General features: G+C 36.2%; 12 protein-coding genes. 1 reads left to right on the forward strand and 11 read right to left on the reverse strand.

Features of this window, described 5'->3' with window-relative positions:
* A complete protein-coding gene (parE, locus tag AC3B5D_RS04580; protein ID WP_489841163.1) occupies positions 1 to 2,028 on the reverse strand; it encodes a DNA topoisomerase IV subunit B in 2,028 nt (675 codons plus the stop codon).
* A 196-nt stretch (positions 2,029 to 2,224) separates the two neighbouring features.
* On the opposite strand from parE, the gene plsY reads away from it, so the two are divergent.
* The gene (plsY, locus tag AC3B5D_RS04585) at positions 2,225 to 2,848 is read left to right on the forward strand and encodes a glycerol-3-phosphate 1-O-acyltransferase PlsY (protein ID WP_489841162.1); all 624 of its coding nucleotides are present in this window, start codon (positions 2,225 to 2,227) and stop codon (positions 2,846 to 2,848) included.
* Positions 2,849 to 3,015: 167 nt separating this feature from the next.
* Here plsY and AC3B5D_RS04590 read toward each other — a convergent pair whose 3' ends face one another.
* The 10 genes from AC3B5D_RS04590 to AC3B5D_RS04635 form a co-directional block, all read right to left on the reverse strand.
* A complete protein-coding gene (locus AC3B5D_RS04590; protein WP_489841161.1) occupies positions 3,016 to 3,897 on the reverse strand; it encodes an aldose 1-epimerase family protein in 882 nt (293 codons plus the stop codon).
* Positions 3,898 to 3,960: 63 nt separating this feature from the next.
* Positions 3,961 to 4,890, reverse strand: coding sequence for a tyrosine recombinase XerC (gene xerC / locus AC3B5D_RS04595; protein ID WP_489841160.1), 930 nt, complete (start codon positions 4,888 to 4,890; stop codon positions 3,961 to 3,963).
* Between the two features lie 27 nt (positions 4,891 to 4,917).
* Entirely contained in the window at positions 4,918 to 7,062 is a 2,145-nt protein-coding gene (topA, locus tag AC3B5D_RS04600) for a type I DNA topoisomerase (RefSeq protein ID WP_489841159.1), read from the reverse strand.
* Positions 7,063 to 7,187: 125 nt separating this feature from the next.
* Positions 7,188 to 8,054, reverse strand: coding sequence for a DNA-processing protein DprA (gene dprA, locus AC3B5D_RS04605; RefSeq protein ID WP_489841158.1), 867 nt, complete (start codon positions 8,052 to 8,054; stop codon positions 7,188 to 7,190).
* A gap of 52 nt (positions 8,055 to 8,106) precedes the next feature.
* Positions 8,107 to 8,868, reverse strand: coding sequence for a ribonuclease HII (gene rnhB, locus AC3B5D_RS04610; protein ID WP_489841157.1), 762 nt, complete (start codon positions 8,866 to 8,868; stop codon positions 8,107 to 8,109).
* The gene (gene ylqF, locus AC3B5D_RS04615) at positions 8,861 to 9,733 is read right to left on the reverse strand and encodes a ribosome biogenesis GTPase YlqF (RefSeq protein ID WP_489841156.1); all 873 of its coding nucleotides are present in this window, start codon (positions 9,731 to 9,733) and stop codon (positions 8,861 to 8,863) included. The genes rnhB and ylqF overlap by 8 nt, the downstream gene beginning before the upstream one ends.
* Positions 9,734 to 9,751: 18 nt before the next feature.
* Positions 9,752 to 9,973 (reverse strand): YozE family protein, encoded by a 222-nt coding sequence (locus tag AC3B5D_RS04620; protein WP_489841155.1) that lies wholly within the window; start codon positions 9,971 to 9,973, stop codon positions 9,752 to 9,754.
* Entirely contained in the window at positions 9,970 to 10,587 is a 618-nt protein-coding gene (locus AC3B5D_RS04625; RefSeq protein WP_489841154.1) for a YpmS family protein, read from the reverse strand. The genes AC3B5D_RS04620 and AC3B5D_RS04625 overlap by 4 nt, the downstream gene beginning before the upstream one ends.
* Position 10,588: 1 nt before the next feature.
* Positions 10,589 to 11,461, reverse strand: a complete 873-nt coding sequence (locus AC3B5D_RS04630) for a DUF459 domain-containing protein (protein WP_489841153.1) — start codon at positions 11,459 to 11,461, stop codon at positions 10,589 to 10,591.
* A 187-nt stretch (positions 11,462 to 11,648) separates the two neighbouring features.
* The gene (locus AC3B5D_RS04635; RefSeq protein WP_489841152.1) at positions 11,649 to 12,494 is read right to left on the reverse strand and encodes a DegV family protein; all 846 of its coding nucleotides are present in this window, start codon (positions 12,492 to 12,494) and stop codon (positions 11,649 to 11,651) included.
* Between the last annotated feature and the right edge of the window lie 39 nt (positions 12,495 to 12,533).

The following is a 12,533-nucleotide window of genomic DNA, read 5'->3' on the forward strand; positions in this document are numbered from 1 at the left end:
TTACTCCTTTTTGTCTTGCCAGCTCTCGATTATTGGCGCAACAAATTCATTACTTTGGGTATTTGTCTCTTCAGACTGAGCCGTTTCATCAAGTAAGGTATCACCTTCTTCAACGAAATTAAAAGCAACATTATTTTCAATCCATTTACGACGAGGCTCAACCTTGTCGCCCATCAATGTTGTCACGCGTTTTTCAGCTAACATTGCATCATTGATTTTGACACGTATCAATGTACGCTGTGTTGGATCCATTGTTGTTGCCCATAGTTGTTCAGCATTCATTTCCCCAAGACCTTTAAACCGTTGTAGCGTATAACCACGACCAATTTTCTTTTCAGCTTCCGCTAGTTGTGCATCAGTCCAAGCATATTCGATTTGCTGTTGTTTACCTTTGCCCCTTCTCAACATATACAATGGTGGTAAAGCAATATAAACTTTACCAGCATTAATTAACGGACGCATATACTTATAAAAGAAAGTTAATAGTAAAGTTTGAATGTGAGCACCATCATCATCAGCATCGGTCATGATAATAATTTTATCGTAATGTGCATCTTCTACCTTAAACTCAGGACCGACACCTGCACCAATCGTATAAATAATGGTCGCTATTTCTTCATTCTTCATAATGTCCGCTAACTTTGCTTTTTCAGTATTAAGAACTTTACCACGTAAAGGTAGAATTGCTTGGAATTTACGATTACGACCTTGTTTTGCTGAACCACCAGCGGAATCACCCTCCACTAAGAACAATTCATTTTGATTTGCATTTTTAGACTGTGCTGGTGTTAATTTACCAGATAGTAAGCGCTCACTTTTACCTTTTTTCTTGCCTGTGCGGGCTTCATCACGTGCTTTTCGAGCCGCTTCACGCGCTTCACGTGCACGTAACGATTTACGAATTAAGCTTTGCGAAAATTCACCATTTTCCATCAGGTAAAAGCCCAGTTGTTCAGTAATGATATTGTCCACAATTGTCCGTGCTTCTGGCGTCCCTAACTTTTCTTTCGTTTGTCCTTCAAATTGAAGTATATTTTCTGGAATTCGCAATGAAATCACTGCAGATAATCCCTCACGAACATCAGAACCTTCTAAATTCTTATCTTTTTCTTTTAGCAGATTAACTTTACGAGCATATTCGTTAAATGCTTTTGTCCAAGCTGAGCGTAATCCCGCTTCATGAGTACCACCATCAGGCGTTCGCACATTATTAACAAAAGACATCATTGTTTCTGAAAAGCCATCATTATATTGTGCTGCAACTTCAACTTCAACCCCTTGTGCGGTACCATCAAAATACATGATGTCGCCTAGGGTATCTTTGTCTTCATTTAAATAACTAACAAATGCTTTGATACCTTCTGAAAAGTGATAAATTTCTGTTTGTTCTTGACCAGGTCGCTCATCAGTTAATGTAATTTTGACATTACGCAACAAAAAAGCCGATTCTCGTAATCGTTCAGCCAATGTATTGAAATTATAAATCGTTGTTGAAAAAATTGTTTTGTCTGGCTTAAATGTAATGGTCGTTCCTGATTTTTCTTTAGTTTTACCAATTTTATTTAAGGTACCATCTGGGTGACCACCATTCACAAAATGTTCTTGGTATTTCACACCATCACGAACAATTGTGACCACTAAATCACTTGATAATGCATTAACAACAGAAGAACCAACTCCATGTAGGCCACCAGAAGTTTTATAGCCTCCTTGACCAAATTTTCCACCAGCATGTAAGACTGTTAAGATAACCTCTGGTGTTGGCTTACCAGAAGCATGCATACCAACAGGCATACCGCGACCATGATCCACCACTGTAATGGCGTTATTTTCATGAATGGTTACATTGATTTCATTACCATAGCCAGCTAATGCCTCATCAACAGCATTATCAAAGATTTCATACACTAAATGATGTAATCCTTTACTATCTGTTGATCCAATATACATTCCTGGTCGCTTGCGAACTGCTTCCAGCCCTTCTAAAACTGTAATGGAATCATCCGAATAATCATTTTTCTTTGTCATGGACGTTTCCCTTTCATATAAATTTAACTTGCGCTTTAACGCGTTTCAAATTTCATAATAGCTCAAAACTAACCTTTGGTGCAATACTATTAAAAAAAATTAAAGTTACAAATACCATAAACATGCTAGAATAGATAACGTTCTTTATCTAATAAGAACCTGACAATCATGAAAAAATATCTAAGGAGCTATCGTTGTGACGGTTTTTCATTTTATTATTAGTTTTGTATTGGCCTATTTATTTGGTGCGATTCCATCAGGATTTTGGATTGGAAAAATTTTTTATAAAAAAAATATTCTTGAGCTAGGTTCAGGCAATATCGGAACAACAAATACTTTCCGTACTTTAGGGCCACTCCCTGGTACCATTGTACTAATTTTAGATTTATGCAAAGGTATCCTAGGTGCCGCAATGGCTGCTATTTGGGGGCCAGCACCCCATTGGACATTTATGGTCGTCGGTCTCGGTGCAATTCTGGGGCACACATTTTCAATGTGGATCGGCTTTAAAGGTGGCAAAGCAGTCGCCACTTCAGTCGGTGTTTTGCTCCTGTATAGTCCAGCAATGTTTTTAGCTGCTGTCATTGCCTTTATAACTGCTATCCTTATCACTAGCATGGTATCAGTTGGTTCAATGCTTGGTTTTGCTACTGTAACATTATTATCTGCCTTTTGGTTACATGACTGGCTGTTAACAACAATTGCTTTAGTGCTAACGATTTTTGTATTTTATCGGCATCGTGGCAATATCAGTCGCATTTTTCATGGTACTGAGTCAAAAGTACCATTTGGATTTGGCTACTGGTTGTCAAAAAAATAATTTATTAAAATAATCTTACCTAATTTTTACAGGTACACGAAAATATTAAAACGTTTATCATTTGCTATAACGTATTAAAGGCCATCAACTCACCATAACTGGTAGGTTGACGGCCTTTTGTCATCGCATAATTATCAAATTCTAAAATCATGTTTCACTTCTAAATGCTAAAAGAATGATAATGAAAATGAACCTGTAAATATTTGTGCCGGTGCTAAACTGTTAATGGCATATTTATGATTAATAATGCCATCAGCATCTACTGTATCAGCTATGCCCCACCAAGGTTCTAAACACACAAAAGGTGCCTCTTTACCATATGGTGTCCAAATACCTACAAATTTTGCATCTTGGATATGCATTGTCACACCGTGAGACTCACTTAATTTTGCGAGGATGATAGACACTGGATTACCATCTAATCGCAAAATAATCGCATCATCTTTATAATCATCGTAGCGCAAACGTAAAGGAATATCTGAATTAAAAGTTGTATCTAAATTATTATCTAAATATGGTCCAACTAACTTAGAACGACTATATTTACGCTCCGGATCAACATTCACATAATAATCAGTAAATTTTTCACCTGCTTCTAAAGGTACTCTAAATCCTGGGTGACCACCTACGGAAAAGAAAATTTCATGGGTATCAGTATTGGTCACAACATAAGTAATCCCTAAAGTATCTTGTTCAGTTAATCGATAAATAATATCAAATTGAAAATGGAACGGATAAATCGATTGCGTTTCTTCTGAATCAACCAAACGTAATCTCGCCATAGTATTGGTTTTTTCAACTAAATCAAATTCATTATCACGAGCAAAACCATGCTGTGTCATAAAATATGTCTTATCACGATATTTATAGCGATCACCCTTTAATCGACCAACGATAGGAAATAGATTAGGCGCATGACGACCCCAAAAATTAGGATCTGCAGTCCACATGTATTCTAATCCAGATTCACGACTCTTGACACTCGTAAGTTCTGAACCCATTTCTGATATAGTGACGGTGATATTCTCATTTTCAAGTTTAACTGACATAACCCCTCCGCAATAACTAAGTATTATATTAATCATACCAAATAAAATTGGTCTTTACCAATTTTATTCTGACGCTCTAGGGAAAAAATTACGATAACTCCTTTGTAGTGCATCCGTTGTCACATGTGTATAAATTTGCGTTGTACTTAAACTACTATGTCCTAATAATTGTTGGACTGTACGCAAATCAGCCTGATTATTTAAAAGATCCGTCGCAAATGTATGACGGAACATATGAGCTGTAACATCCTGGGTCAAACCAGCTTTTTTTCCAATTTGCTTCAAAGTATATTCAACGCCTGCTGGTGTCAAAGGACGGCCATGTTGGTTTAAAAATAAACAATCTGTATTACCTGTGATGTTTTTTTGCCTCTGTACTAATATTGGTCGACTATCTGCTAAATATTGTTTTAACGCATTTTCAGCATAATGACCAAAGGGAACAATGCGTGTTTTATTCCCTTTACCGGTAATCGTCACAATACGTGCCTGGCTATCAACGCTTGTTAACGTCATATTAGTTATTTCTGATACACGAGCACCTGTGCCATAAAGCATTTCTAGTAACAATTGATTACGTAATCCTAACACTGTTTTATCTTTTTCAACAACCTCAAACATACTTGTCAATTCTTTTTGATAAAAATAGCGTGGCAAATGCTGCCCCGGCTTTTTTAACACAATTCCAACAAAAGGATTATCAGCCACCATATCATTATTCATTAAAAAGCGATAAAAACTACGTAATGAACTTACCTTACGAGCAATTGTTCTTGATTCATCTCCCTTTTCATAAAGGTTAGATAAGAACACACGTACATCAAAAGTTGTAATACTGGCTAAATCAATCTTTTCTTTTTCTTGGGTCGTTACTAAAAAATCGAGGAACTCAGTAATATCACTCTCATAAGCCCTTTGTGTTTCACTTGAATATTGTCTTTCAATTCGTAAATAATTTAGAAAAAGTTGTTTTGCATTCTCAGTTTTATTCATAACTACCAACAACCTCGATTTTCATACTTATTTAGCAGTTTCTGATTGTTTTACTTGTTCAGTATCTTTTTGCTCATCATCTTCTTTTGGCGTTGTCCCATCTGGTAATGTTTTCTCAGTTGGTTTATCCCATGAAACAAAATCACATTCCGGATAACGCGAACAGCCATAGAATTTCCGACCACGTTTTGTCTTACGTTCAACAATTTGTCCGATACCACACTTAGGACAGAGCAACCCAATTTCTTCCACAATTGTCTTCGTATTACGACAATCTGGGAAACGTGAACAAGCATAGAATTTACCATAACGTCCTAATTTTTTAAGCATTGGGGCACCACAAATCTCACAATCAAAACCAGCCAATTCATCCTTTAAAACAATTTTTTCCATTTCTTTTTCAGCGGTTTCTAATTCTTTTGAAAATGGCGTGAAGAAATCATCTACGACTTTTACCCAATATTTTTTTCCTGCTTCAACACTATCTAAATCAGTTTCTACTTGAGCGGTAAATTTAATATTAGTCACATCGGGGAAAAACTCTTGTACAGTATTTTGAACTAGCTCACCCAACTCCGTTGGCACAAATTTTTTAGTATCTAAGCGTACATATGCACGACGTTGAATCGTTTCAATCGTTGCAGCATATGTTGATGGACGACCAACCCCATTTTCTTCCAATGCTCGAACTAATGTTGCTTCAGTATAGCGAGCTGGTGGCTGCGTAAAATGTTGTTCAGGAGACATAACTTCAAGACTCACTTGGTCTCCTGTCGTCAAACTCGGTAACTTATTATCCTTATTTTTTGCAGCTGGATACGCCTTGGTAAAACCAGCAAATTTTGTTTGTGAACCATTTGCTCGGAAAGTGACACCATTTTGTTCAATCGTTACAGCCATTGTTGCTAAAATTTCTGGTGTCATTTGACTAGCAACAAATCGTGACCAAATCAATTGGTAAAGTTTAAATTGATCGTTTGTTAATTTATCCTTTACAGAAGCTGGTGTTCGAAATACTGAGGTTGGACGTATGGCCTCGTGAGCATCTTGAGCCCCTTCTTGTTGCTTACCTTGAACTGGTTTTGTTGCAGCATAGTCTGCACCATACTCTTCATTAATAAATGATGCAGCCTCTGACTTAGCAGTTTCTGATAAACGAATAGAGTCAGTACGCATATAGGTTATTAAACCAACTGTACCATTCTTCCCGCCTAAATTAATACCCTCATATAATTGCTGTGCAGCCATCATTGTTTTACGTGTTTTAAAATTTAATTGTGTATTGGCTGCTTGTTGCATTGTCGACGTTGTAAATGGTGGTTGTGGATTTCGTTTACGATCCTTGGTCACAACATTTATGACATGAAATGGTGCTGTTCTATCAATTTGTTTCAAAACTGATTGCACAGCATCATTATCAGGTAAACCAGCTTTTTTACCATCAAATCCATAAAATACCGCTTTAAATTTTGTCCGATCCTTTTTAAAGGTACTATCTAAAGACCAATATTCATCTGGTTCAAATGCCTGTATCTCTTGTTCACGTTTAATAACCAGCCCTAAGGCAATTGATTGTACACGTCCAGCAGATAATCCTTTTTTCACTTTCTTCCATAGAATAGGAGATAATGAGTAGCCAACCAAACGATCCAAAATTCGACGAGCTTGTTGCGCATCAACAAGATCCATATCTATCTTTCGTGGATGCTTAAAAGCATCTTTTACAGCATCTTTGGTGATCTCATTAAAAACAACTCGATTATCACTAGCTTCCAAATCTAAATCTAGAATGTGAGACAAATGCCATGCAATGGCTTCACCCTCTCGATCCGGGTCAGAAGCCAAATAAACATGCTTAGCTGCTTTAGCATCTTTTTTCAAAGATTTAATAATATCACCCTTACCACGTATATTAATATATTTTGGCTGATAATCATTTTCAATATCAACACCCATTGTTGATTTTGGTAAGTCTCTAATATGTCCAATACTAGCAACAACTTTATAGTTTTTACCAAGATACTTTTCAATTGTTTTCGCTTTAGATGGTGATTCGACAATAACCAAATTTTTCTTTTGTTTGGACTTTGTCTTCGCTCGAGATTTTGTTTTAGTACTTGTTGCTTTCACCGCACGCGTCTTTTTTTCTTTAACAGCAGTTTGTGAAGCCATTTGCGTGCACCTCTTTTCTTATAAATTATTTTTTATTTTCAATTAGTCTCTATACCTAACAATATTGTACTATACACTATACAACGAAATTTTGCCAAATACTCCTTACCACATCATTTGAATAATTAGTAAAAATGTTGAAATTCTAAAATAATTTGGCTAGCTGATATGACAGGGATTGCACCAGCTAAAATAAGTTCATTTGTTCCACGAGAATTCTTTTCATCAATACGCCCAGGTAAAGCCATGACAGTTCTATTTTGTTCGAGTGCCAACATTGCTGTAATTAGCGAACCAGACCGTCGTTGTGCTTCAATAATAACGCAAACCTGACTTAATCCCGAAATAATACGATTACGTTCTGGAAAATGATGCTTTTTAGGTCCTTCCCAGGGTAAGTACTCACTTAATAATAAACCAGTCTGTCCCACATTTCGTTGTAAATGATCCTGTCGTTTTGGATAAGTATGATTTAAACCTGTGCCTATAACACCAATCGTCTTTCCTCCCGCATTAATTGAATGGCGATGAGTTAATTCGTCAACACCATATGCTAATCCTGATACTGTTGTTAATCCAGCGGCGATTAACTGTGGTATCCAAGAATTTAAGACCACTTCACTATAATTGGTTGCTTGACGTGCACCAACAATTGCAACAAGAGGATGTGCTAATAACGATAGATCTCCTTTATAAAATAAACAAATTGGTGCATCAACACACTCATGTAAATACTTAGGATATTCTGAATCACAAATGGTAATATACTTTTCTTGTTTAAGTTGTTGCAAGTCAGCATGCCAATTGTCTCGTTTTTTCCATGCTACTGCTCGCTGTACCTGTGAATGATTCATACGACTAATTTGCAGAATCAATTGCCAAGATAAATTAGCAATTTTATTAACAGTCATATATTGCCATATGCGAAATCGGCCTTTAATAGTTAGACCAGGTATTAATAATAACCATAATAAAAAATCACGTTGCTTCATAATAACCTCCCTTAAATGATAGAGACGTTTATCAACGTGATTTGTGTATTATTTATAAATATTTTTTAACAGGGGCAAACGTTTTACGATGAATGGGCGTAATACCTAGCTTAGCCAAAGCTGACAAGTGTTCAGCAGTACCGTAACCAGCATTACGTTCAAATCCATACCCTGGATACTGCTTTGCATATTGTTTCATAAGACTATCACGATAATTTTTCGCTAAAATTGAAGCTGCTCCGATCGATATACTACGATCATCACCCTTAATTAATTTTTCTTGTGGTAAAGCTAAATCAATCGTCATTGCGTCAATGAGTAATCTATCCACATGTTGTGTCAAATTTTCAACTGCTTGAAGCATTGCAATTCTTGATGCTTCATAAATATTTAATTGGTCAATATCAGCAGCATCAACAATACCAAATGCAAAATCGACAACTTTATTTCTAATCTCTTGATCAATGGCTTGTCTTATTTTGCCAGATAATTGCTTAGAATCATGCACAATCGTTAAATCAAACGACTCATCAATAATTACTGCTGCAGCAACAACAGGCCCAGCTAAGGGACCTCTACCAACCTCATCAACGCCTGCAACAACTTGCTGAGCACGCCAAGCTTCTTTTTCAAAAATCAAGCGCTTTTCAAATGCTTGTTTCTGTAAAAACAATTTATTTTGCTGTTTTTTAAATTGTTTTAATAAAGTTTGCACACCTTTCCGTTGATCTTGTTGCCACCGCTTTAAATCACTTTCATCGGGTATACCATTTAACTTTTTTTTAATCTGAGCAATCGTTTCTACGCTATTCATCAATAACTTCACCGATCTTATCACTTGGTAATTCCAACGTATATTTACCCAACTTGCCACGTCTTAAATCAAGTAATAACCGTTCTGAAGCACGGTCGTAATCATCTTTAAAGCCAAGTTTCTGCGTTATAGTCAGCAAGATATCAACATCTGACTGTTCATCCCAAATGGTTGAATTCAAGTGATACCGTTCCACAATGGCTTGTGGATTGTAATCCCTAAAAAAATTTAACATTACTAACGAAATATCATCTAAATTAACTAATTGATCTTTAATTGCCCCCGTCATCGCAAGATGTTGCCCGACTCTTTGATCAACAAATTTTGGCCATAGTACCCCAGGCGTATCTAATAACTCTAAATTTGTCGGTGTTTTTAACCATTGTAATTTTTTTGTGACACCAGGACGGTCACCTGTTATGGCCACATTTTTTGTCACCAAATGATTTAACAAAGTTGACTTGCCAACGTTAGGCACACCAGCAACTAATGCTCTGATTGCTTTATCTTGGACACCTTTTTCAGCTAAATTAGCCCATTTATCAGCTAATACAGCACGGGCTGCTTTTGTAATGATTTGGGGTGTCTTGTGCCCACGTGTGTCTAAAGACACAACCTTTAATCCTTGAGATTCAAAATAGTTTTGCCATTGTTTTGTTCGTTCAGCATCTGCTAAATCTGTTTTTGTCATCACTAATAGTCTTGGCTTATCACCCAAGACCTCATCTAATTCTGGATTACGTGAAGAAAGTGGGATTCGTGCATCAACCAATTCAAAAACAATATCAACGTGTTTTAAATTTTCACGCATCAATCGAAATGCTTTGGCCATATGTCCAGGGAACCATTGTATAATTTGTGACATGTTAATACCTCCAATTTATTATTCTTCTGATGCTTGGTATTCTGCCCATGCCTGATCAAAAATCGACATACTGTGTAAATACGATGCATTTTCTTCGAGATATCGTGAAATTAAATCAAAATTATTTGAATGTTTTGGAAATTGTGTATCATAAAATGCTGCATTCGCAAAATTTTCAACTTCATCACTTGTTACCGGATTCCTTTGCGTCATTAACCATTGAAAAAAAGAACGTCTCATTTGTCTGAAAATCCTCCTCTAAACACAAACTTATCCTGTTTAGGATTAATTTGAATTGCCTTAACACGTACACCTTGTACTTTTGGTGCCTTACCTAAATCAATCAATAATGTTTTCTTCTGTGAATCAAGGACTAACCAATCAGGTAAATCAATCTTTTTGCCAAAATAATTCATAACATATTTAACAGGTAGCGGTAACTGACCAACAGCGACTGAATCAGCATGTAATAAAATACCCCCATTTTTTGTCACTTCTGGTGTCATTCGCATACCAAAATCAACTGACTGTCCAAATAATTTATAAGTGCCATATAACATCATCCCTTGTTTTTGCATCTCAAAACGGAATTGATGTCGTAGTGACGGATCAGCATTTATATATTTTTCAACTAAAGCGTTTAATTCCTTGCGGCTAATTCTAACTTCAAATGATGCACGACCAATCTCAGGACGTGAATCTGTCACATGTTGATGACTTTGAGGCATAAAAATAAGTACTGTACTTAAAATAACTAATACGACTAACGTACTAAGAATTCCCTTTAAGTACCCTCGCTTTTGTGCTTGACGCACAACTGAATCTATGTTTGATCGTATATTTTCTTGTTTCATATTATTTTTTTAACCAGTCCTGCTTGTTTAATATAATTTTTTTAACTAGTAACTGACTCATCTTATCATAGCCTAGGTCATTTGGATGATAATGATCTTGTGTCGTAATATACTGATTTAATTCTTTGTCTGTTTGCTTTTGTAAGGTTTCTGTCACCATTTTATTATTTAAGGAACCCCGATTAGCCTTTTCTGCTGCTGATCGTAATTTTTCACGCGCTGCTTTAGTCGTATACTGGCCAAAAGTAAGCGTCTTAAACGTTGAAACATAGTATATTTGTTTATCAGTCGATGCTAAATTTGCATTAATATCATTATATATTTTAACATCATCATTTAAATCATCTCGATTTGCTAAATAAACATATAAAGGATTATAGTTACCAAATAAATAAATGGGTGCTTGTTTATTTTGTTTCTTTATAAAAGCAGTCAATGCCATCAAATGTTGGGTATAATTTGGCATCGCTCTTTCCACATGCTTTGTCACATCTGTTTCTGATTTAGCGAAAACTGATTTAAACAGTGTCTGTTGTAAGTCATTACCTCCTACAGTCATTACAATGACATCAGCTTTCTTTAATTGATCAACAGCTTGCGGATTTGATTTAATACGTTTTAAAATCTGATCAGAGCGGTCACCCGCTTTACCATAATTAGCTGTTTTAACAGTAACATCATATTTTTTAGATAATTGCTTTGCCGTTCGTTTTGTATATCCTTGCTGAGCTGTCGTATCTCCAACACCTTCTGTTAGTGAATCACCTACTGCAACTAGCCTAATGACATCTTTGTTGGCTGCATTGACTGTCGTAGCTCCCCAAAAAAGGACAACACTTAGCGTTGATAAAAATAAAAAAAATGCACGTCGCATACCAACAACTCCCTTCAACAATGCTTAACAATAACCTAGTTAGATATTTTACCATATTTTTACCCGCAAGAAAAAATGACTAAAATATGCAATGATTTTTCACACAAAAAACCATCAACCTGTCCATGAGATGTCGTAGATTGATGGTTTATTTTTAAAGATTGTTACTGAGATGAACCAATCTTTTTTAATTTAATTGGTAACTAAAACCAATGGCAGCATCACCAGTATGAGTAGCAACGATTGGTGTCGTCTGCTGTAAAACAATTTCTACATTAGGAAATAATGCTTGCAATTGTTCACCTAATTTTTCACGTTGTTCAGGAATACCAGCGGTTGATATACCAATAGCGTGTACACCATTCGGTACGGTCTGTAGTAAATCAGTAATTTTTTTGATATAGGCTTTGGTTGACTTTGTGCCACGTCCTTTTGCTTCGACAATAATATTGCCCTTAACCACATGAGCACCAACATGAATATTTAACATTCCTGCTAATAAACCTGCAGTTTTAGATAAACGACCACCTGCAACTAAATTATCCAATTTTGAAACCATGACATATTGTTCTGTTTTGGCTTTAACAGACTCTACTTCGGCGATTACCTCGTTACGAGTTGCACCACTCGCTGCCTTCTTAGCAGCCGCCAAGACAACCATACCAAGTGAGCGATCAATTAAATCAGAGTCAATGACAGTGACATCCCCATCGACCATCATAGCTGCTTGACGAGCAGCATCAACTGAGCCAGACAATCCCTTTGTTAGGTGGATTGAAATAACAGCAGAACCATCTGCTACAAGTGGCTCATAGACTTCTGTAAACATACCCAATGCTGGTTGTGAAGTTTGTGGCAAATTTTTAGAAGCTGCCATTTTATCCATAAATTCTTCCGGTGTAATGGTAATGCCGTCTTGGTAGGTAACACCATCAATCGTAATTGTTAACGGAATAACTTTTATATCATACTTTTCAATTTCATGAGGTAACAACATCGCTGTTGAATCAGTCACAATTTTTACTTGGGCCATAACATCAATTCCCCGTTTTCTCTTTTCAATATACTCAAT

Source organism: Weissella sp. ESL1177 (genome assembly GCF_058107185.1).